The 22537-nt window shown below is 43.7% G+C and carries 21 protein-coding genes; 9 read left to right on the top strand and 12 right to left on the bottom strand.

What is annotated here, in order from left to right:
• Positions 1-62: 62 nt before the first annotated feature.
• Together AC27KT_RS12565 and AC27KT_RS12560 are read left to right on the top strand one after the other, a co-directional pair.
• Positions 63-698, top strand: a complete 636-nt coding sequence (locus tag AC27KT_RS12565) for a 1-acyl-sn-glycerol-3-phosphate acyltransferase (RefSeq protein ID WP_487130435.1) — start codon at positions 63-65, stop codon at positions 696-698.
• A 96-nt stretch (positions 699-794) separates the two neighbouring features.
• Entirely contained in the window at positions 795-2036 is a 1242-nt protein-coding gene (locus AC27KT_RS12560) for a cystathionine gamma-synthase family protein (protein WP_487130433.1), read from the top strand.
• A 109-nt stretch (positions 2037-2145) separates the two neighbouring features.
• Here AC27KT_RS12560 and AC27KT_RS12555 read toward each other — a convergent pair whose 3' ends face one another.
• Complete coding sequence (locus AC27KT_RS12555; RefSeq protein WP_487130431.1) at positions 2146-4614, bottom strand: CHRD domain-containing protein; 2469 nt, start codon at positions 4612-4614, stop codon at positions 2146-2148.
• A gap of 240 nt (positions 4615-4854) precedes the next feature.
• On the opposite strand from AC27KT_RS12555, the gene AC27KT_RS12550 reads away from it, so the two are divergent.
• On the top strand, positions 4855-5457 hold the full coding sequence (locus AC27KT_RS12550) for an FMN-dependent NADH-azoreductase (protein ID WP_014949716.1): 603 nt from the start codon (positions 4855-4857) through the stop codon (positions 5455-5457).
• A gap of 170 nt (positions 5458-5627) precedes the next feature.
• Here the strand turns inward: AC27KT_RS12550 and AC27KT_RS12545 are convergent, their stop codons facing one another.
• Positions 5628-6182, bottom strand: coding sequence for a glutathione peroxidase (locus tag AC27KT_RS12545; RefSeq protein WP_487130428.1), 555 nt, complete (start codon positions 6180-6182; stop codon positions 5628-5630).
• A 177-nt stretch (positions 6183-6359) separates the two neighbouring features.
• On the opposite strand from AC27KT_RS12545, the gene AC27KT_RS12540 reads away from it, so the two are divergent.
• Positions 6360-8855 carry a prolyl oligopeptidase family serine peptidase gene (locus tag AC27KT_RS12540; RefSeq protein ID WP_487130426.1) on the top strand — a complete coding sequence of 832 codons (2496 nt, stop codon included), beginning with the start codon at positions 6360-6362 and terminating at the stop codon, positions 8853-8855.
• Positions 8856-9048: 193 nt separating this feature from the next.
• Here AC27KT_RS12540 and rrtA read toward each other — a convergent pair whose 3' ends face one another.
• The gene (gene rrtA / locus AC27KT_RS12535) at positions 9049-9633 is read right to left on the bottom strand and encodes a rhombosortase (protein ID WP_487130424.1); all 585 of its coding nucleotides are present in this window, start codon (positions 9631-9633) and stop codon (positions 9049-9051) included.
• A 111-nt stretch (positions 9634-9744) separates the two neighbouring features.
• On the opposite strand from rrtA, the gene AC27KT_RS12530 reads away from it, so the two are divergent.
• The gene (locus AC27KT_RS12530) at positions 9745-10509 is read left to right on the top strand and encodes an enoyl-CoA hydratase (protein WP_487130422.1); all 765 of its coding nucleotides are present in this window, start codon (positions 9745-9747) and stop codon (positions 10507-10509) included.
• Positions 10510-10523: 14 nt separating this feature from the next.
• Positions 10524-12281, top strand: a complete 1758-nt coding sequence (gene ggt, locus AC27KT_RS12525) for a gamma-glutamyltransferase (RefSeq protein ID WP_487130420.1) — start codon at positions 10524-10526, stop codon at positions 12279-12281.
• A 167-nt stretch (positions 12282-12448) separates the two neighbouring features.
• Here ggt and AC27KT_RS12520 read toward each other — a convergent pair whose 3' ends face one another.
• The 8 genes from AC27KT_RS12520 to cysK all read right to left on the bottom strand — a co-directional run bounded on the left by AC27KT_RS12520 (position 12449) and on the right by cysK (position 18000).
• Positions 12449-13240, bottom strand: coding sequence for a PhzF family phenazine biosynthesis protein (locus AC27KT_RS12520; RefSeq protein WP_487130418.1), 792 nt, complete (start codon positions 13238-13240; stop codon positions 12449-12451).
• The gene (locus AC27KT_RS12515; RefSeq protein ID WP_487130416.1) at positions 13230-13607 is read right to left on the bottom strand and encodes a DUF3703 domain-containing protein; all 378 of its coding nucleotides are present in this window, start codon (positions 13605-13607) and stop codon (positions 13230-13232) included. Before AC27KT_RS12515 ends, AC27KT_RS12520 begins: the two co-directional genes overlap by 11 nt.
• Before the next feature lie 14 nt (positions 13608-13621).
• A complete protein-coding gene (locus tag AC27KT_RS12510; protein WP_487130414.1) occupies positions 13622-13990 on the bottom strand; it encodes an MmcQ/YjbR family DNA-binding protein in 369 nt (122 codons plus the stop codon).
• Positions 13991-14113: 123 nt separating this feature from the next.
• Complete coding sequence (locus AC27KT_RS12505; RefSeq protein ID WP_487130412.1) at positions 14114-14602, bottom strand: DUF695 domain-containing protein; 489 nt, start codon at positions 14600-14602, stop codon at positions 14114-14116.
• Positions 14603-14727: 125 nt separating this feature from the next.
• Entirely contained in the window at positions 14728-14994 is a 267-nt protein-coding gene (locus AC27KT_RS12500) for a hypothetical protein (RefSeq protein ID WP_487130410.1), read from the bottom strand.
• Positions 14995-15207: 213 nt separating this feature from the next.
• Complete coding sequence (locus tag AC27KT_RS12495) at positions 15208-15615, bottom strand: hypothetical protein (RefSeq protein WP_487130408.1); 408 nt, start codon at positions 15613-15615, stop codon at positions 15208-15210.
• Positions 15616-16345: 730 nt separating this feature from the next.
• Positions 16346-16804 carry a nuclear transport factor 2 family protein gene (locus AC27KT_RS12490; protein ID WP_487130406.1) on the bottom strand — a complete coding sequence of 153 codons (459 nt, stop codon included), beginning with the start codon at positions 16802-16804 and terminating at the stop codon, positions 16346-16348.
• 230 nt (positions 16805-17034) lie between these two features.
• A complete protein-coding gene (gene cysK, locus AC27KT_RS12485; protein ID WP_014949690.1) occupies positions 17035-18000 on the bottom strand; it encodes a cysteine synthase A in 966 nt (321 codons plus the stop codon).
• A gap of 271 nt (positions 18001-18271) precedes the next feature.
• On the opposite strand from cysK, the gene AC27KT_RS12480 reads away from it, so the two are divergent.
• Genes AC27KT_RS12480 through AC27KT_RS12470 form a run of 3 tightly spaced genes read left to right on the top strand, consistent with a single transcriptional unit; the run spans position 18272 to position 21057 of the window.
• Positions 18272-19108: an AAA family ATPase gene (locus tag AC27KT_RS12480; RefSeq protein ID WP_039220753.1), complete on the top strand. Its 837-nt coding sequence runs from the start codon at positions 18272-18274 to the stop codon at positions 19106-19108.
• Complete coding sequence (locus AC27KT_RS12475) at positions 19108-20289, top strand: vWA domain-containing protein (RefSeq protein ID WP_075178013.1); 1182 nt, start codon at positions 19108-19110, stop codon at positions 20287-20289. The genes AC27KT_RS12480 and AC27KT_RS12475 overlap by 1 nt, the downstream gene beginning before the upstream one ends.
• 48 nt (positions 20290-20337) lie before the next feature.
• Positions 20338-21057 carry a nucleotidyltransferase family protein gene (locus AC27KT_RS12470; protein WP_487130402.1) on the top strand — a complete coding sequence of 240 codons (720 nt, stop codon included), beginning with the start codon at positions 20338-20340 and terminating at the stop codon, positions 21055-21057.
• Between the two features lie 22 nt (positions 21058-21079).
• Here the strand turns inward: AC27KT_RS12470 and AC27KT_RS12465 are convergent, their stop codons facing one another.
• The gene (locus tag AC27KT_RS12465; protein ID WP_487130400.1) at positions 21080-22453 is read right to left on the bottom strand and encodes an MATE family efflux transporter; all 1374 of its coding nucleotides are present in this window, start codon (positions 22451-22453) and stop codon (positions 21080-21082) included.
• Positions 22454-22537 lie beyond the last annotated feature (84 nt).

The raw sequence follows: 22537 nt of genomic DNA, 5'->3' as shown, positions 1-22537 counted from the left end.
GCTCACCAATATATTAAGCCCTAAACAAAGCCCAAAAAAACAATAAACAGAGCATAATAAAAATGACAAAACCCTCGAACTCTAATAACTATTCTCAATTAGCTAGTAAAGTCACTGTGGGAAACGATATCCCACGAAAATGGCCAAATTGGTTGTCGTCGTTTGCCGCCTGGGTGCTCACGAAAAGAGGCTGGCAAGTAGAAGGCGAACTCATTAATCAGAAAAAAGCTATATTAGCGGTAGCACCGCATACATCAAACTGGGACTTCTTTATTGGCTTATTCGTGGTTTTTTCTTTCAAGTTAAACATTAATTTTTTTGGCAAACACACCATATTTAAGCCACCGCTAGGTGCTGTTGTAAGAAGGCTAGGGGGCATTCCCATTGAAAGAAGCAAAGCCCACGGCGTGGTCACCTCCATTGCGAATAAAATTAAAGAGGCTGATCAGCTTATTCTTGCTTTAGCGCCAGAAGGAACTCGTAGCCCGATTTATCCATGGAAAATGGGCTTTATGCATATAGCACAACAAGCTGAAATTCCTGTCCAAGTCATAGGTTTGGACTACGCTAGAAAAAGAATTGTATTGGGGCCAATTATTCAGAAAGTGACTAATATAGAAGAACAAATGCAAACTATTTATACGTTTTATGATAATGTTTGCGCAAAATATCCTAAAAACTGCATTATAAAGCCATAACCATTTGTGTACGTGGTATGTATGTATCAGTCTTAAATAGACTAATACAGTGCGTATTTGGTTAGGTCGCAAACATCTATTTTCGGAGCTTCACCCGTGACAAAATTGGGATTCACAACCCGTCAGGTACATTCTGATCGCATGCTAAATACCCCGGAACATGGTGGTGTACACAGCAGCACATCTAATTCGGTTCTTTTTGAGTTTAAAGATGCGCAAGGCATTATAGACGCGTTTCAAGGCAAGCGCGCCGCTCACGTCTATTCTCGTTCTTCTTCGCCTTCTGTGGCTGCACTGCAAAATATGCTCAACGATTTAGAAGGCGGAGTAGGTACGCTGTGCTACTCAACGGGTATGGCGGCCATAAGCAGTTCTTTATTCGCTTTGTTAAAGTCGGGCGATCATTTAATCGTAAGTCAATACCTTTTCGGCAACACAAGAAGCTTTTTCGAAACGATAAAAGATTTCGGTGTGCAGGTTACGTTCACTGATGTGACCGACATTCAGCAAGTTCAAGAAGCGTATCAGCCGAACACAAAAGGTGTTTACACGGAAACCGTGGCAAACCCTGTAACACAGGTCGCCGATCTTCGCGCCATTGGTCAATTCTGTGAAGAAAAGCACATGCTGTTTATGGTTGATAATACCATGACACCGCCGCCAGTTTTCTATGCTAAAGACGTTAAGGCGTCGTTGGTGTTTTGCTCGCTGACAAAATATATTGCGGGTCACGGGAATGTATTAGGCGGCGCAGTAGTCGATACGGGCAACTTCGACTGGACAAAGTTTGAGAACCTCAAGCCTGCCTATCAGGTTACAGATACAGCGCAGTGGGGCATTACCCAAATCAAAAAGAAAGGGCTTCGTGATTTAGGTGCTACATTGGCGCCACAATCAGCGACAGCTATCGCTTTGGGCATGGAAACCTTAGATCTGCGTCTATCTCGAAGTCAACACAATGCTATGCAGCTAGCAACCTTCCTAGATAATCACCCAAAAGTATCTAAAGTGTTTTATCCTGGGCTTGCCGACCATCCACAGCATTTTATGGCACGGGAATACCTAAACGATGGCTACGGTGCAATTTTAAGCTTTGATCTAATTGATGGTGCGGATCCTGTGGCGTTTCTAAACGAAATGCAGTTGGTTATTTGTGCAACGCATTTAGGTGATAATCGCACGCTGGCGCTACCTGTTGCCCCTACCATTTATTTTGAGAATACGGCAGAAGAACGTGAGCTTATGGGTATATCCGATACCATGTTACGTATTTCGGTAGGTATTGAAGATACACAAGATCTGATTGCAGATTTCGAGGCCGCGCTAAACACGATTTAGATAGCGATTAGTTGTGTTAGAGTACAGAAAAAGGGGCTTTCGCCCCTTTTTTAATTTAAGCCAGTTGCCTTTTGCTACATATCATTCAAAAAGCGTTCTCTGTAACTCATTAGTCGAAACCAAGCGTGATTTGGCCACGGATTTCACCACTAGGGAATGCGTCTGAGTGGAAGTTTGTGTAAAGACCTCCGTCAGCCATCACGCTCATTTGATCGGCCGTTAGCGTTGTATTAGCTGGCACTGACCACATACCATCGGTACTACCAGTTAGCCCCAGTAACACACCACCATTTACACCGGCTTCACCTTCGTGAATATGCGCCATACTTGCTGTCATATTGGTAATTGTTACGCTTCCTGACAATGCACCTGTAGATGTATTCAGAGTAAATGCGCCAGCACCGCTTGCCGTTGTAGTAACAGCGGGAACTTCCTGCAGGCCATCGGCAATGATGCCGTACACTTCAATGTTGTCAGGCGTAATCTGACCTCTAATTTCACCGCCAGTATTGGCTGCTGTGTGCACATTCACATAATGGCCGCCTGATAGAAGTTGCGTAGCTGTGGTTTCATCAAGCATCAAGCTACCGTCGGTCATCCACACACCAGCTGTTTCTTCACTCTCGACAAGCGCTTCTAGCACAGGACCATTTACACCGGCAAAACCAGTGTGAATGTGCGCCATAGTCGCATTTTCAATAGTGGTTACCGCCACAAGAGAAACATTGTTGTTTGTGGTATCGAAAAGAGCATAGCCAGAGCCCATTGCCGTAGTATCTACCGCTGGTACCTCTTGGCTGCCGCTTAGCGTGAATGTCACTACCGCTGTTGTGTTTGGAACTATTTGGCCACGGACTTCACCGCTAGGGTTAGCTGTGGTGTGAACATTTAGATACCATTCACCACTAATCAGTGCATCTAGGTTACTCGGTGAAATGTTAGTTTCAGCTAAAACATACGTACCATTCCCAGCATCGGTCAGCGGAAAAGCAACTGGGCCGTTCATACCAATGCCGCCATCATGCACATGTACACCAGTAACGTCAGTTAGGCCTGAAACGTCAACGCTCACACTAAATGCAGGCAAATCTTCGTCAATTTCAACCACAGCTGTCGCAGCAGACATAGTTTCAACAGCAGGTACTTCTTGTGAGCCGCTCAAGCTTACGTTGTAAGTCATGTCAGCGTTGAAAGCCGGTGGAGGTGGTGCAAGGCCATCAAGCAGCGCCAGTTGAGGCAAGTCGCCTTCCATGGCGCCGTCAAGGGCGATTGCTGTGTATATCTCACCGTTTTCTAGTGATAGTACGCCCGTTTCAATAGCGGCTGTTTTAGTGCCCGTTGGTGTTACCGTTACCACATAGTCACCTTCCGCCAAGCTTACGTAGCCAGTTTCAACAAGCTCACCCGTTTCATAGGCAATATCTGCAAATGCTGGATCAACCGCATCAATTTCACCATCTGCAGTTACGTATATATCTACGTTACCTGCTGAAGGTGAAGCATGTACGATTCGTACTTTTGCTTCTGTCGCAATTGAGCGAGGCATATCAACTAATACGTCTAATTCTGGGGCAGAAAGTACGTTGTTTGCAATGGCGGTATAAGACATGCCTATCTCTAGCGTCAACTCAGCATCGTCAATTGCTACAACACTGTTGTCGTTATCGGCTACAACATCAATTAAGTAATCACCTTCCGCAACAGACAAATAGTCTGTGGTTCGGGGGAACTGAATGCCGTCTACTAGCACAATCTCGTTGTTAGCAATAACGTCCACCGCTGGTGCATCGCTGATACCATGCACCACGCGTATTTCGGCTCCCGCTTCAGCATCCCAAATTTTGAAACTACTGTCACCGTCTGCAGCTAAAAGCGTAACGGGTGAATCACCGGTTCCCACATTGTTAGTTGCAGCAATAAGCAAATCAGCACCGTCTGCAAGGTTAACTGTACCAGAGTCGTATACTACAGTGGTTTCGCCCGCTGGCGTAATTCGAATTTGATAATCGCCCGCGGGTACTTGAATCAAGTCTGTTGCGTCAGTAAATTCAGCTGTGACGAGTGGCTGTTCAGCGGTAATATCTGCTTCTGGCGCAGTAACATAGATATCAACCATTGGCGCCATAGATGCTGCATGAACAATCTGTACTTGCGCGTTGCCAGCATCAACCGCAGTTTCCATACTCGTTACTGTTAACAGCGACAATGTTTCATCGCCAACATTACCCACAGCAAAAATATCGTAATTCACATCTGCTTCTAACGTAACGTCGGCCTGCAGTACTTCAGCGTTTTCACCAGGAAGAATACCAGTTACCCCAATGTCGTACGTACCCGTTTCAACTTCAAAACGCGATGAAGCGACCTGGTAATCTACATTTTCCAAACCATTCAGAATTGCGTCGTTAGCGGTGACATTGACCATGGGAGCGTCAGATGCTGCGTGAACAACACGAACGTTTGAATACTCAATAACGGGGGCGGGGACTTCAACGACTTCATCATCGTCATCATCAGAGCAACCTATTAAAAATAGTGGTAGTATTGAACATGCAAGGAGCGCTTTGGTCCTTCTCATTTTTTGTATCCTCTTAATTGTGTTGTGGCAAACTCGGTTACGCTGACCAAATAAGAGAAGATCAACCTCCTTGCAACATTAATTCAATGTAATGTTTTCAAAAAATTTACAATAATCATTTTCCTCGCCATTTTTGTCCTACAAAATAGAACGAAGCCTTCATGTTTTTGATATTTTCATTCAGCCTATTTGCATTAACATAGCTATACGTTATCGAAACAACAAATATTGGAGTTCGGCATGAAAAAAGTACTGGCTATATTTTCCAGCCTAAATGGCAACCAAGGCAATTCTTCAAAGCTTGCAAACGAGTACCTTTCAAAAATCGAGAATGACGGTTCTGTGCACATTAACCGCGTGGATGTAGCCTCTCTGGCACTGCCTCATTTAACAGGTGAAGAAATGCAGGCGTGGATGACTGAGGCGTCTGAGCGAAATGAATCACAACAGGCATTGGCAAAAGTCTCTGATGACATTGTTGAAGCAGTAAAAGCGGCTGACGAAATAGTGCTAGCCGTGCCAATGTACAACTTTGGCATCCCATCGAGCTTAAAAGCTTACTTCGACCGTATTGCAAGAGCTGGTATAACATTTAAGTATACCGAGACAGGTCCTGTCGGATTGCTAGAGAATAAATCAGCTACTGTTTTTGCCGCGCGTGGTGGTGTGTATGCAGGTTCAGACTTTGATACGCAAACGCCGTATTTAAAACACTTTTTAAATTTCGTTGGCATCAGTGACGTAAAATTCGTTTACGCTGAAGGACTTAACATGGGCGAAGAGCAAGCAAACAAGGCTTTTTCTGAAGCAAGCGAAAAAATTATTGAACTAACCAACAACTAAACACACTAAATTAATGCAGTTAGCTAAAACGTAGGAAGTATGTTTTCAGCTAAAAGTGTGTTCCAAGTTGAGTGTGCTTGATTGCCCCGCGTGTTACGCGGGGCTTTTTTATGCGCGGCTTTTAGATTCTCGTTTGGTGTGACCTATAGGCAGCGTTGATATTGGTGGTTTTATTCGCTTTTGAGGAGTGCCTCTATGTCAGCGATAAAAGCCGGGTCAGTGGGCTTTGTTGAACTAGAGTAGTGGGTTATTTGCTTACCGGAACTGTCAATAAGGTACTTGTTAAAGTTCCAAGATGGCGCTTTGCCGGTGGCTGTTTTAAGCATTCTATACATAGGATCGGCGTCTTCACCTTTTACCGATATTGGTTCAAACATCGGAAACTTTACGCCATAAGTCAATTCACACAGTTCTGCCGTTTTGCCTTCATCGTTATCTTCTTGGTTAAAATCGTGCGACGGGAAGCCAAGCACTACAAAATCTTTGTCTTTGTAGTCACTATAAAGGGCTTCTAAACCTTCAAATTGTGGCGTGTAGCCGCAATAGCTGGCTGTGTTCACCACTAAAAGGGTCTTTCCGGCATATTCGTTACACAAATTCACCGTTTCTTGTGAGTTGAGCTTACGCTTCATAAATTTGAGTACGCTGGGGCACTCGCTCGCAAAGCTAGGAGTCGTGAAAAAGCTGAGCGCAAGCAACGCAGGTACAAAACCTTTCGCTTTCATAGTGTTTTACCTCATCAGTGAATTTTTGTTATTTTGTTCAGGCCGACAGACCAGTTTCACAACCATAAACGCTGAGGGTTTACGTTTGGTTCACTATCTCAATCGATGAACGTTAGCGTATTAGTAACTGCTCTGCGTATAATGTTAACGTTTTTTACATAACAACGACTTAAAATAATGAAAAAATACTCTTCTTTACTCATCGCGGCTAGCGTTACTTTTGCGCTGAGCGGATGTGCAAGCACTACTAACGAACCATCTAGCCAAGCAGCGTCTACATCGCTTCCTGCTGCCACTGTCCAGCAAACCGTTACACCAGATGTCGCGCCTCAGAACAGCGCGAAAAATGGTGAAATTACTTTAAAGCAAATAATGTCAGACCCTCAATGGATGGGCGCGCTACCCGAAGGTATGGGGTGGTCGGTCAATGGCGATAAAATTGTTTTTGAAAAAGAAAGACAGAATAGCGCGTTAACAGATGTTTATGTTGCTGAACTCTCAAACCCTGCAAATGCCGTAAAGGCGCCATTGTCAGATTTACACAAGTATCGTTTTGACGAACGTGTAGTAAGAAATGATGGTGTAATTGCTTATTCATTTGAAGACAGTGTTTATGTGCAATTTACCAACGGTGAAACCGTGCGTATCGCGCGTGGCGGGAATGCGCTGTCAACACTTTCATTTATGACTGATGGCCGCTTAATGGCGTTAAGCGGTAACAAATTTATTGCTATAGACCTATCTAACGGCACTCGCGAAGAATTGTTGAGTTGGGAGTTTAGCGACGAACCCAATGCGGTTGAGCCACCTAAAGATTATATTGCCGAGCAGCAACAGTCGCTGGTGGAATACATCAAACTACAGCGCAAAAACAGAAAAGAAAAAGACGACGCTCAAAAAGCGTTGGCCAAAGAAAACAGCAGTGTAGCACCTACACCGTTTTACTTTGATAAGTCGCATCGGTTAGCGGGTATCAGCGTCTCACCTGCGGGTAACTTCGCAGTAGTAGCAACCACGGAAAGTAAGCCAACCCGCGATGATAGCGACATCATGCCGCATTACATCCAAGAAGACAGCCGTATTGCCGCGAAACCCGTACGCCAACGTGTTGCAGATGCAGAATCGGTAAATCATGAACTGTGGCTGCTTAATTTGAAAACTGGCGAGAAGAGTGAACTTAAATACTTTAATTTGCCTGGGTACAATGACGACGTACTTGCAGATGTAAAAGAAGAAAACGCGAAAGCAAAAGGCGAGACCTATGAAGTTAATCGCCTGCCTCGCGATATTACCTTGCTGCAAAGCTGGTACTGGACCAAGCCTTCGATCCGCTGGCACAAAAACGGTAACGCCGTTGCCGTTATGCTAGAAGCGTGGGACAACAAAGACCGCTGGATCGCTACGGTCGACTTAGCGAATAAAACGCTGGAAAACCAACATCGGCTTCATGACGATGCGTGGGTAAACTACCGTTTCAATGCGTTTGATTGGCTAAATGACAGCGAAACGCTTTACTATCAGTCTGAGCATACGGGTTACTCTCATTTATACATTCAAAAGCCTGGCGAGAAACCTGTCGCGCTAACCAGCGGCCGTTTTATTGTTGACGATTTAACGCTTTCTAGCGATGACAACTATATCTACTTTACAGCTAACATGGAGCACCCAGGGCTTTACGAAGTTTATCGTGCTGATTTGAGTGACAATACCATCGATACCATGACTGATTTGAATGGTGTGACAGACTATTCACTTAGCCCTGATGGTAAAAACTTGCTGCTAAGCCATAGCAAGGTGAATCAACCACAAGAGCTTTACATTAAGCCAGCAAACGAAGCAACAGCGGCAAAGCAAATCACGCAAAGCGCCAGTGCAGATTTTAATGCTCTTCCATGGGCGGTGCCTAACATCGTTGCTATTGAATCGTCGCATACCGATGCACCTATTTACGCTCGAGTATATTTACCGGAAAATTACGACAAGACGGCACCAAATAAAGCGGTAGTGTTTAATCACGGTGCAGGCTACTTGCAAAACGCCCACATGGGGTGGTCTGGTTACTTTAGAGAATACATGTTCCATAGCATGCTCGTGCAGCAAGGCTATGTCGTACTAGATATGGACTATCGCGCTAGTGCTGGTTACGGACGTGATTGGCGAACCGCTATTTATCGTCAAATGGGTACGCCTGAAGTGCAGGATTTGCGTGATGGTGTTAACTGGCTTGTTGAAAATGCAAATGTAGATCGTGAACGCATTGGCACATACGGCGGCTCATACGGCGGCTTCTTAACCTTTATGTCTATGTTTACCGCGCCAGATCTGTTTGCGGCAGGTGCAGCACTTCGTCCGGTAACTGACTGGGCCCATTACAACACGCCATATACGGCAAACATACTCAATACGCCTGATATCGATCCCATCGCGTTTGAGCGTAGCTCGCCGATTTATTTTGCCGATGGACTAGAAAAGCCTTTGCTTATCAATGCGCCAATGGTTGATGACAATGTGTTTTTCCACGACACCGTGCGATTGGTACAGCGTCTTATCGAACTTGAGAAAGAAGATTTTGAAACGGCCATTTATCCGGTAGAGCCACATGGCTTTGTGCAGCCAAGCTCGTGGCTAGATGAATACCGCCGTATCTATAAGTTATTTGAAGAAAACTTATAAGCAAAGCCTTTACTTGAATCGCCCAACGTCTAAGAAGCGCTGGGTTGCTCATAAAGTAATAGGCATACAGCAAAAGGCCCAAATTCAATGAATTCGGGCCTTTTTTTAAATCTTCTTTTTTTGCTTCAGCATATTTTATCTGTTTTAACGAATTAAAATGCGCAAAAAGAGTGACGCTATATCGCTCGAGTTTCTAATTTCTTTTCGCCGTAATAAACATCAGTAAAAAGATTGCGATACCCGTAAGCGCGCCGAATAAATGCGCATCTACGGCTACTTTTGCGTCAATCAGGTTTGCAACTTGTTCGCTGCTACCGTCAATTTGTTCGTATCCCACTTTAATCGCTAACCCAATAAGTAGTAACCAACCCGACTTCATCTTTTCCTTAATATCAATACAGGCGCCCCATGCGAAAATACCGTGTAGTGCACCAGATAAACCTGCATACCATATTAGATCTGGAGAGAAAAAATAAAGCCCGACACTCGTTCCTAAGCAGCACCATACAAAAACTTTTAAGTACAAACCAATGCGATAATGCTCACCGTGTAGAGCCCACAACAGCGCTAGACCTGCTAGATTTAAAAGTAGGTGGTAGCCATTGGTATGAACAATATTTCCGCTGACTATTCGCCAAGTTTCTAGACCTTGAATGGCGTACCTGTCGTAAGCCAAAAAATTGCCAGACACGGGCTCAAAGAAAAATGCGACAACGGAGCATAGCGCAATAAATAAAGGACCAGCGCTATACTTAAGCGAAAACGGCAGTGACATCATCAGTGTTAGTTATTTTTGAATTTAGAATTTGCTGGCTATGATACAGAAATTGCCTACAGGGTGAAAACTGAAGTACGCCCAAAATAAAAAGACGACAGTTAAGGAGTAATTATGTCTTACATTATTACCGAAACAAATCAGCAATGCTTAACCATTACGCTTAACCGAACCGACAAGAAAAATGCGTTAACACGGGACATGTACCAAGAAATGGCGAATGCCATATTAGGTGTTAATAACGATGGTTTAACGAAAGTGGTGGTGATTAAAGGCGCGGGCGATTGTTTTACTGCAGGAAATGACATTGGAGACTTCGCACAGCAACAAGATCACGCTCAGGTGCCAGAAACAGCTGCCTTTATGCGAGCTTTGGCTGCATGTAATTTACCGGTTATTGCACAAGTTCACGGATTAGCAGTGGGCATAGGCACAACGCTTTTACTACACTGCGATTTTGTCTACGCCACTCCAGATACCCGATTTGTTCTACCATTCATCAACTTAGGGCTTGTTCCTGAATATGCATCAAGTTATCTTTTGCCTAAGGTCGCGGGTCATATAAAGGCGGCAGAGTGGCTAGTGCTGGGCGAACCCTTTACCTCTGCTGATGCCTATCAATTTGGTATTCTGACAAAAATTGTCGACGCTCACGAAATAGATCAAACGGTTCAAACTACGGTAGAGAAACTCGTCGCTAAGCCTTCATTTTCGCTTAGACAAACAAAAGCGCTATTAAAAGGTGACGGAGAGCGAACAAACCAACAAATGAACGAAGAGTTTGATATATTTTTAGAAGCGTTGGGCACAACCGCAGCTCAAGAAGCGTTTGATGCGTTTCTTAAAAAACGCCCAATAAACCCCGAAAAATTTAAATAAGAGGAAGTATTATTTTGAGACGCAGTGCTTTTTTCAGAGCTTCAGTGGTAACTCTTGCATTATCTAGCTGTTTTATTTTTGGTGCGAACGCGAAGCAAACACGTGAAGTCGGAGAACCAGAAGCGGCAACAGGCTACATAGAGAAAAAGGCATTTGAAGCCGAAGATTATATGGTTGTAGCGGCAAATCCCTATGCGTCTTGGGCGGGAAAGAATATTTTAGAAAAGGGCGGAAGTGCGATCGATGCAGCGGTAGCTGTGCAATCGATGCTTTCGCTGGTTGAACCACAATCGTCAGGTATTGGTGGTGGTGCGTTTATCCTTTATTGGGATAATAAGAACAAAGTACTTCACACCTTTGACGGCCGTGAAACAGCACCGAAAGCTGTTAATTCTCATTGGTTTATTGAAGGTAATAAGCCAATGCGCTGGTTAGATGCCGTAGTTGGCGGTAAGTCGGTAGGCGTGCCTGGTGCAGTAAAAGCGTTAGAAATGGCGCAGGGCGAGTTCGGTAAGCTTCCTTGGAATACGCTTTTTGATGATACAATCAAAACAGCTGAAGACGGCTTTAAAGTATCGCCGCGTTTAGCCAAACTTGTTGCATTAGACTATCACCCTGGTCTTAAAACTTTTCCTGCAAGTTCTACTTATTTCTTCCCTGCAGGCCTGCCGTTAAAAGAAGGCACGGTTAAGAAAAACAAAAAGTTAGCTAAAACCTTAAGAGGTATTGCAGAAAAGGGCAGCGACTATTTATTGAAAGGCGAGGTCGCTGAAAAAATAGTAAAAGCGGTAAACAGCGCAGAAATCAATCCAGGTCAAATGACATTAGAAGACTTAGCAAGCTACGAGCCTGTAAAGCGTGAACCTGTTTGTGGGTTATATCACGAAAAGCGTATTTGCGGTATGGCACCGCCTAGCTCTGGTGGTGTGAACGTTTATCAAATTCTTAAAATGTTAGAGGGTTTTAACCTTAGTCAGTATGCGCCAGATTCAGTAGAGTTTGCGAATTTGTACACGCAGGCAAGTGCGCTTTCGTATGCCGATCGCGAGAAGTTTATAGCAGATAGCGATTTTACTAACCTACCATTTGCGGCCATGATCAACACAGCATATCTTGAGCGCCGGGCTGAAAATATTGCTGTTGACAAAGCGTGGCGTCGCAAGCGCGCGGGTAATCCGTACGCTGATGCGAATGTTGCGCTTGGTATGTCAATGGAACTGCCCAATACCTCACACGTTTCTATAGTAGACAAAGAGGGCAATGCAGTATCAATGACAACCAGCATTGAATTTATGTTTGGTTCTGGGATTATGGTAGAGGGCTTCCTGCTTAATAACCAACTTACCGACTTTTCATTTTCGCCAACTAAAAACCGCTTTCCTGTACCAAATCGCGTAGAGCCTGGTAAACGCCCTAGAAGCGCGATGAGCCCAACGATGGTGTTCGACAAAGAAGGGAACTTAGAGGTTGTTGTAGGCTCGCCGGGCGGCTCTAGAATTGTGAGCTATGTCGCTCAAACCCTAATTGGTGTTTTAGACTTTGGCTTAGATATTCAGCAGGCCATCAACTTACCTAAAATCACTAATAGAAACGACTACACGGCGTTAGAGAAGGGCACGCCAATAGCTGAGCTTGAAGAGCCGTTAAAGGCACTCGGCCATAACGTCAAAGTAGTAGATTTAAACAGCGGTCTTCACGGAATCCAGTTTAAATCAGGTAAATTAATTGGCGGCGCAGATCCTCGCAGGGAAGGCATTGCAGTCGGGCGCTAATATTGCGTTTTCCTATATAAAACAAGATGCAGCACTAGACTGTTGCTTGAGTGAAAGCGGAAGGTTAAATATCTTCCGCTTTTTTGTTTGCGCCGGGAAGTGTGAATAGAATAGTTGGCTCTTTCTAGTTTCTGCTTTTTAGATTCCTTCTACTCCATAAATAGCCATCAGATGGTAATATAGCCCTCAAGGTAAGACACCGCTTGGCCAGAAATATGCACGCGATCAACTGCTACTTCACATTTTACTGTACCACCTCGTTTAGATGCTTGATAAGCCATAAGCTTTGACCGTCCTAACACTTTTGCCCAATACGGTGCCAACCCCGTGTGGATTGAACCGGTAACCGGGTCTTCATCGCCGCCGTTCGCAGGCCAGAAATAACGAGATACGAAGTCAAACTGAGTACCCGGTGCTGTCACTACCACATCATAGGGTGCAAGTGTTTTTAGTTGTTCGCTGTCTTGAATTACACTTAAAACGTCGTCTTCGTCGGGATAAACAGCAAAATACGCTTGGTCATTTTTTAAAACATTTTGGGGCTTGATGGAAAGTCCTCGCAGTAATGCTTCAGGCACGTCATCTACAGGGTGAGGCATTCTATTAGGGAAATCCATTTGAATGAATCCGTCGTCTTTCTTAACGACTTTCATCATCCCCACCGATTTAGCGAAAAGCGAAATGTGCGGTAGTTGGTAATTTTCGCTAAATATAACAAATGCAGATGCCAGCGTTGCATGCCCGCAAAAGTCGATTTCAGTTATTGGCGAAAACCAGCGTATAGCAAATACGCCGTTGTCATCTTCTACTAGAAATGCGGTTTCTGAAAGGTTATTTTCAGCAGCGATTTCTTGCATTTTTTCATCGCTAAGCCATTTACCCGTTATAACTACAGCAGCAGGATTTCCTTTAAACCTTACGTTAGTAAATGCATCAACAACGTTTATTTTAATTTTCATCAGAATGCGCTTTTTTTAATATTCTTTCTAGCTCGGGTTTAATTGTCATTACCTTAAATGGGCTCACATTGGTACCGCCCGTATTTCCCGTAGGCACTAAACCAAAAGTGGTTTTTGTTGCAGCACCAGCAATTCTGAAAAGCTGACCAAAAACTTCACCAATTTTGCCTTGTTTCACTGCCCATAAAAGCATTTGAACGTGTACTTTTACGTGTAGCCTTGTAGACGCTTGACCAAGAACGTGGGCATTTTCCAAATGAGCGAAGGCTTCAGCCTCGTTTCCGTAATTTTGCTCAGTGCGGGCTAATACCAACTCATCTTCAACATAAGGGCGGATGTTTCGCGTAAAGATTTTTGCTTTCAACATGGTGTAAGCACCTTTTATTGAGGTTGATTTAAACCAAGATCTTTTTGCATTTTCTTGGTTAACCCTAAAGATACTAGCTTAAACGACGCGCTTAAATAATATTCTAATGCCTCATCTTCATTACTGTCGCAATTGTACTGCTGTATCCACTTCATTCCACGACTAGCGAGATAAGGCGCAGGCCGATAGCCAGGCTTTTCTTCCAGAAAATAATAGTTTTGCTCAGACGTTTTAAAGGTAAAAGCAGGGCGCCCGTCCTTGCCAATGCTTCCAATAGCAAAGACTTTACCACCAACCTTCCACACTTCTGAATTTCCCCACTGAACGACATGAGTAGTGTGGGGGAGTGCTTTGCAAAAATGATTAAATTCGTCAAGGGTCATAGGCATTCGTTTAACTAGTTGTCAAAGCATGAGTCATCGATCTTTATCATAACACTATATGTCGCTGTCACTACGGTGCTTTCCCAGTGACCGAAGGCAACGTGTTAAGCGCCATGTTATGTCTCATAGCTGTTCGAAGTACCATTTTGCTTGTTTCCATTCTAAGTCTTGCTCCATGTGCCAATCAAAAGGTCTGGGATATTTCTGATTGTCGATTATATCCTGAAGGTATGCATGAGCTATTTCCGGGTCATAGACACGCCATACTAAGCGGCGAGTTTTATTCCAAGTTTCGCGAACAAAAAACAATGCATTCCCGCCTGACTTAATATCCTCATCGAGTTTGTCACAAAATGAGTCGACGACTTGCCTTTCTTCTTCGGATGGCATTCCATTATCGATAATATCCGTAAAGTCGATTATGATGGAAAGATGCCAGCCAAAAACTCCTTTGTGTTCGAAACCTTTGAGCGCAGAATTCAACACTCCAATGCATGGAAGTTTGTCCGCTTCCCACTCCATGACAGTGTAAGTTTCTTCCGGTAGTGTTACTCGCGCTTTGTTTTCCTTAACCAGTTGATTTTTCTTCTTTCCAAAGAACCTACTTAACATGGTTTTCCTCCTGAAATATAACACGCGCATAAAGAGCAAAATATGTGGGCTATAATACTAAGCGAAGCGCAGGGAGCCTGCGTGTATGCGCCCCAGCGAACGCAGTGAATGTGTTAATTGGGTTGTTATGTGCGTAGTTTTATAAGAGCAAAGCGCTCTTGCTTTTCCAAAGCAAATCCAATCATAAGTACCATACAAGCCCCCATTGGTATCCAAGTTGTACCTGCGAACAAAACCAGTGAAAGGCCACAGGAAAAAGCAATCAGCCACTTTACAGGGCGGGGCAATCGAAAATATGAAACTGTGAATAGTGTCGGCTTGTTAATGTAGAAAGCAATAAGCCCGATTAATAGGACTGTGAAGAGAAGATAACCAATAACTGCAGAATCCATTCGCTGTACTCCCAAAGTAGGTTTTAGCCTAAGTCTAAATTAAATCTGATTATGATCAAATGTTCAATAGCACATAATTTTAAGCTCAGGGGGGCTAGCGTGTGGGCTAAAATTGGAGCGAAGCGACTGAGCCCAAGTGTTATTGCCCCAGGGAGCTTGCGACCGACTATAGCGGGTTGTTAGGCAACTTTGCTCATATTAAACCTTCGGATTTTATTTAATTGAAGCTTCAATTTCTCCAGCCCAAACCTCGTGTAAACTACCCCACTTCTCCTTTACCTGATACACGATACTACCTGTTGTTATTATTGTACTTCCAATATTGATATACGTTACTTCACCAGGCTTCAATGTAACTGCTCCATATTTTGCAACACTTTCTGTTAAGATAATTATTTCTCTATCCTTAATTAAAGAATGAGCCTGTGGGAATAAAATTGTGGTATTACCCTTCAACATCGATGCAAGGTTTTTAGTTAATACAGTTTGTTCTTTGTCACCTATATTTTGAATATAAATTCTTAGTTGTTTTGAAGCCCGGCTTCTGTCGGTAAGCAATTCTAAATCAGCAGAAATTGCATTAAATGGAAAGAATAATATAAGCCAGAATAGATGTTTCATAATTTAGATTGACCTTGTTGCCTAACTTTTCAATAACGGGCACAGGCACGTGGTGCATAATGGCGAAGCCGCCCTGCGTGTATGCGTCCCAGCGAACGAAGTGAGTGAGTTTATTGAGTTGTTATATGCGTTGCTCATTTAAACCACTCGTCTTTGTGAGACTTGATTGTAACTTCGTCGACCTCTGGAAGTTCGCTTAACTTTAAGCCACATGAATTACATGAGACGGCCCACATACCTGATTTTGAATAAAAACTACCGTTGAATATGATGTTTAACAAGGAATAAAAGCGTTTACCACAACGTGGGCAGGTTGATAACGACAGTCGAAGCAATAAAAAGAGAAAAAGGTAGATGAATAGTAGGGCAATGAATCCTAGTGGCGGAAATAATAAGCCAAGAAAGATACCTATTGATACTAAATAAAAGCATGGCCAGCGAGCAGCATGTACGTTGTCAGAACGAAGCTTGATTTTTCTTAGACCAGCGAAATATTCTTCCATGAGTTAAGTACCAATTAGCATATAACAATTTAGTGTAAGGAAAAAATCCTTTATGCAAATCGGAAAACATCCGTATATCAGTTTTGTGTTGTTTTAAGTTATCACCCTAAAACAACACATTAAACAAAAAATAAATGTATCCGAGCTCAAAATCTGGAAAACATCCTTTTTATTTTTGCTTATCACAAAATTGGCGAGTTCTTAATATAAAAAACAGAATTTACTTGTTATAAATAGGCGTCAGGGTGAATCTTGTTTACCTTCCATTCACCGTCTTCTTTGATCAAATCAAGGCTTCTTAAGTCTTCTACTTTGTCACCATTGTAATTGCCGCTTAAAAATACGGTAATGGTCGATTTTTCTGAAAACTCGTTTCTGCCTATTTTACCTGCACTTTGCGGAGTTACTGTTACCGTGTCGTACTTCAAATTAAGCAGATGGCGCTGAACATTGCTATTCGTGTGATATCGCGTGAGTATGCGTGACATTTTTTCGCTGGAAAGTTGAATAGCTGTGTCTAAATTATCGTCTTCGTAAACACTTTTTAGGAACATCACTGTGGTGTATTCAGGTGTGCTCTCATCAAGCATACCGTAACGTCCAATGCCTTCTTTCTTTTCACCACATGCCGTTAAAATCAAAACTGTAAAAAGCCCGAAAAGGGCGTACCACATACACGTTTTCATTTGGGTTACCTTAATATAAAGAGGTCCGTTTCTTATTGATAGTTTCATATCTTTACGAAGTCAACTAATCGACTGCGTAGATGTTTGCAAAGCGGATTATTCACAAAAATCAGTGTAAAAGCAAAGGGGCATAAAATGCCATTTAGCTATCGCTTTAAATTGATTAAATTTGATGCATAAAAAAACGAGGCGCTAGGCCTCGTCTTCAAATTAACAAACTATCAAGAAAGCTATTGAACTTCTTCTTGTTCGTCGAACGCACCTGCAAACAGAGGGCTGCTTAGGTAACGTTCTGTGCCGCTTGCTAGAAGTACTACAACCACTTTGTCTTTGTTTTCTGGGCGTTCGGCAAAACGCTTAGCGGCAACAACGGCTGCACCAGAAGAAATACCAGCAAGAATACCTTCGTCGGTCATTAGCTTGCGCGCCATGTCCATACACTCTTCGTTGGTAACTTGCTCAACTTCGTCAATTAAGTCCAAATCTAGGTTACCTGGAATGAAGCCTGCGCCAATACCTTGAATTTTGTGTGGACCTGGAGTGAGCTCTTCACCCGCAAGCGCTTGCGTAATTACTGGTGAGTCTGTTGGCTCAACGGCAATTGAAGTGATCGCTTTACCTTTCGTATTTTTAAGGTAGCGACTTACACCCGTGATAGTACCGCCCGTACCCACACCAGCTACGAATGCATCTACTTTACCGTCTGTATCTTCCCAAATTTCAGGGCCGGTGGTTTTTTCGTGTATAGCTGGGTTTGCCGGATTGTCGAACTGTTGAAGCAATACGTATTTGTCTGGATCTGATGCCACAATTTCTTGTGCAGCGGCAACGGCACCTTTCATGCCCTTAGGCGCTTCAGTAAGAACAAGGTTTGCGCCCAAAGCTTTTAGAAGTTTGCGACGCTCAAGGCTCATGCTGCTAGGCATGGTTAGCGTTAGCTTATAACCGCGAGACGCTGCAACAAACGCCAAAGCGATACCTGTGTTACCACTGGTCGGCTCTACAATTTCTTTACCTTCGGTAAGGACACCGCGCTTTTCAGCATCCCAAATCATGTTCGCGCCAATACGGCACTTAACGCTGAAGCTTGGGTTACGCGATTCAATTTTTGCGTATACATTACCTGATGTTACGCGATTTAGCTTAACTAGTGGCGTGCGGCCAATAGATAGGGAATTGTCGTCAAATACGTTCATTATAAATCCTTACCTCGTTCCTTATTTTATAGGAAACCCCGTCTGTCGTGATCTGTACGACCTTTTTAATAGTTAATAATTCAACGCGTGTGATAGTTAATAATTCACAGCCTGAATTAGGGGATTTCGTCATACCCCTATATCATTGGTCCCAATCAGTAAAATGCAAAGTGCTTTTTAGCTATATGTTATATCTATGGGCAATCATGAGAAGGCCTTGATATTATAGTTAAAATTACGAAGACGAAAAATTATACGGAGTACAACAATAATGGCTTTTAGTGGCACGTCTAATTATATCGCAACCAAAGACCTACAACTGGCGGTTAATGCCGCTATTACGCTAGAGCGCCCGCTTCTAATTAAGGGCGAGCCGGGTACAGGTAAAACCATGCTTGCTGAAGAATTGGCCGAGAGTTTAGGTACTGAACTAATTCAGTGGCACATTAAATCAACCACGAAAGCGCAACAGGGTTTGTATGAATACGACGCAGTATCACGTCTTCGCGACTCTCAACTTGGTGATGACCGTGTCCACGATATCAGTAACTACATCGTCAAAGGGAAATTGTGGGAAGCGTTTAGCGCAGAAAAGCGCCCGGTACTACTGATTGACGAAATCGACAAAGCAGACATTGAGTTTCCCAACGATTTACTACTAGAGCTCGATAAAATGGAGTTCTTCGTATACGAAACTCAAGAACGCGTAGTCGCGAAGCAGCGTCCTATTGTTATTATTACATCGAACAATGAAAAAGAGCTGCCAGACGCTTTCTTGCGCCGTTGTTTCTTCCACTACATTCAGTTCCCGAATCCAGAGGAAATGCAAGAAATCGTTAACGTACATTTCCCAGATTTAAAGAAAAAGCTGCTTGATGAAGCGTTAAAGGCCTTCTTTGAAATTCGCGATGTACCAGGGCTTAAGAAAAAACCTTCTACCTCTGAACTTATCGACTGGCTTAAGCTTTTGGTTGCTGAAGATATTCCACCAGAAGCGCTTCACTCAAAAGACGGAAAAGCTGCTATTCCACCGCTTTACGGGGCACTACTTAAAAACGAACAAGACATACATTTGTTTGAAAAACTGGTCTTTATGGCGCGTCGCTAATGCTTATTCAGTTTTTTTATACACTGCGAAAATATCAGGTTAAAACCACGCTGCGTGAGTTGCTGGATTTGCTTAGTGCGCTAGAAAAGCACGTGGTGTATGCCGACATCGAAGCGTTCTACAGTTTGTCGCGTACCATAATGGTTAAGGATGAAACTCAGTACGATAAGTTCGACAGGGCATTTGCTGAATATTTTGAAGGTGTTGAATCTATCGATTTGTTCGGTAAAGACATTCCCGAAGAATGGCTTCGCAAGGAAATTGAGAAAAACTTGAGCCCAGAAGAGCGCGAGGCGCTCCGTAAGGCGGGCGGTCTCGACGAACTGATGGAAACGTTGAAGAAACGCTTAGAAGAACAAGAAAAGCGTCACCAAGGTGGAAATAAATGGGTGGGCACCGGCGGAACATCGCCGTTTGGCGCTTATGGCGACAATCCCGAAGGTGTGCGAATAGGGCAAAAGGGAAATAGAAAGTTTTCGGCAGTAAAAGTGTGGGATAAACGCGAGTTTAAAAACCTAAGTTCTGATGTAGAACTGGGTACGCGTAACATAAAAGTGGCCCTTAGGAAGCTACGCAAGTTTGCTCGCACCGGCGCCAGTGAGCAGCTAGATGTACCAACCACCATAGGTGAAACCGCTAAAAAAGGCGGTTTACTTGATATCCACATGGCACCAGAGCGTCATAATGCGGTAAAAGTGTTGATGTTTTTTGATGTGGGTGGCTCTATGGACCCACACGTAAAGAGCACCCAGGAGCTTTTTTCAGCGGTACAAAGCGAGTTTAAATATCTTGAGTACTTTTACTTTCATAACTGTGTATACGAGGAAGTGTGGAAAGATAACCTTCGTCGCAATAAAGAACGCATTCCTATTTGGGATATCATTCATCGCTACGGAAAAGACTACAAGGTTATTTTCGTAGGTGACGCTACCATGGGGCCGTATGAAATAACGTATCCAGGTGGCAGTGTAGAGCATTGGAATGAAGAGCCGGGCAGTGTGTGGATGCAGCGTTTATTGAACCACTTTAACAACGCTGTGTGGCTTAATCCGCAAGCTGAGAATTACTGGCCTTATTATTCGTCTATCAAAATTATTCGTGAAATTATGGAAGACAGAATGTATGGGCTTACGCTTGAAGGGTTAACGGCTGCTATCAAAGGGCTTAGCAGAAGCCGCTAAGCCCTTTGAGGTGTAACGTTTTATTTCTTTGATATAACGGATGTTGAATTGAAGTCGGAAAATTATGCCGTAGCACTTGTAGTGTTGGCGGGCGGAAAGAGCGCTCGCTACAAGGGTAATAAGCTTTTATCGGAACACCCAATTTCTGCGCTTTCTCTTATACAACACAGTGTGGGAGAGGTAGTGAGTGCGCGCAATGACTTAGCGTTAACTAGTGAATTACCCATTACTGTTGTTACGGGTAAATGGCATGATTCCGTAAATACGCAGCTAAAACACTCTCCATGTAAGGTTTCTGAACTACCCATCAGTATCGTTGACAACGCTAATTGGGATGAAGGCCTTGCATCAAGTATTCGCACTGGACTCACGCATCTTTTAAGCCTTTCATCACTGTCAAAATCAGTATCCCCGACAGCAAAGGGCTTGTGTACAAGACCTACTCATGTGCTGTTCACGTTGGCCGATTTGCCGAGTCTTAATGCACAAGACTTCGTTCGCCTAATTAACACTTCTTATGCGAACCCTAACCACATAGTGTGCAGTGAATGGCGCATGCAGGGAGAAAACAATAGTCGATTGACCGTGCCTGCTATTTTCCCGGAAGCGGTTTTTGGTGAACTGCTAGCGCTTAGTGGCGATATGGGGGCCAAGCCGGTTATTAAGAAGTATGCGAAATTAGGTAGGGTAACGGCTGTGTCTATACCTAACGCACAATTTGATATAGACACGCCACAAGACTGGGACAAACTAAAAAGTAGGGGGTAACTGCTTTGGTTCAATTGAACGGTTATGCACTCGCGATACGATGCACCGCACTGGGCCTTTGGATGTAAAGAAGGCGTGCACCTAGCATAACAGCTGCAGCACTCAATCCTACAATAAAGCCAATCCAAAACCCTGCTGCGGCCATTGGTTCTGCCGTTATCCAGTTTGTTCTACCTAAAATAACGCCTGTAGGTAGACCTATTAACCAGTAGGACACAAAGGTAATAATAAACATCGCTGTTGTGTCTTTATAGCCGCGTAATGCATTAGCCGAAATCACCTGAACCGCATCAGACAATTGGAATAATGCCGCATAAATCAATAACGCATTCGCCAAGGTATATACAGCTTCGTCACTGGTGTACAGGCCAATGATGAATCCCTTTGCTAACAGGGTGAAGCTAGCCGTACACGCAGCGGTGAAAAAACCGATCAGAATAGCGGTTCGAGCTGCAATTTTTGCCTGTCGCGGGTTATTTTGCCCTATGCGATAGCCAATGCGAATGGCTGCTGCCATACCAATGCTCATAGGAAACATGAACATAAGGGCCGAGAAATTCAGTGCGACTTGGTGGGCCGCTACCGTTGTGGCACCAAAAGGGGCTAATAACAATGCAACCAGTGAAAACAGCGTCACTTCAAACAGGATAGTCATGGCAATGGGTAACCCCATTTTGAAGGTGCGATTTATGGTTACCATGTTAGGTTTATACAACTGTCCGAACAAATTGTACTTTTGCAGGGCAGGGGCAAAACGAACATAGATCACGGTTGCTAGAAGCATAGTGTAAATAACAATGGCCGTTGCAATACCACAACCCGCACCGCCCATAGCTGGTAATGGGCCTACACCATAGATAAACAGGTAGTTTCCTACGATGTTCGCCATCAGCCCGATAACCGTAATAATCATAGTGGGTTTGGTTTTACCCAAGCCTTCACAATAGTTTCTAAGCCATTGGTAAAGTGCAAATCCAGGCATAGCGAACAGCACATACAGTACGTAGTCTACGGTAATGCTAAATAGCTCGGGCGCCATAGGGAACAGCGCGACTATGCTTTCAGTAAAGGGAATTAAGCCTGCTACCGCTAATCCCACAAAGAAAACCAGATAACCAGCTTGCTGACTTGCGTCGGCAATACCACTTAAATTTTTGTTTCCCTGCAACCGTGAAATAATTGGGGGAAGTGCCAGCGCTATACCCTGTATAAAGCAAAGCAGTGGCACGGTGATGCTAAATCCTAGTGCTACCGCTGCCATGTCGGTTGCACTGTAACGCCCAGCCATAATAGTATCGCTAACGCCCATTAGCATTTGAGTAATCTGCGCAACCAACAATGGCCATGCTAGTTTTAAAATGTCTCTTCCTTCTAAAAGAAAGCGTTTTTTATTCACGGTAATGTGTCTCTATATGGGTCGCCCAGGACGACGAGAATAATGGGTAATTGTTTCACGTAATGCGGCAATTGCGCTTTCAAT

The organism is Alteromonas sp. 5NW40-0090 (assembly GCF_057552975.1).
This window is presented reverse-complemented; position numbering and strand designations above follow the sequence as displayed.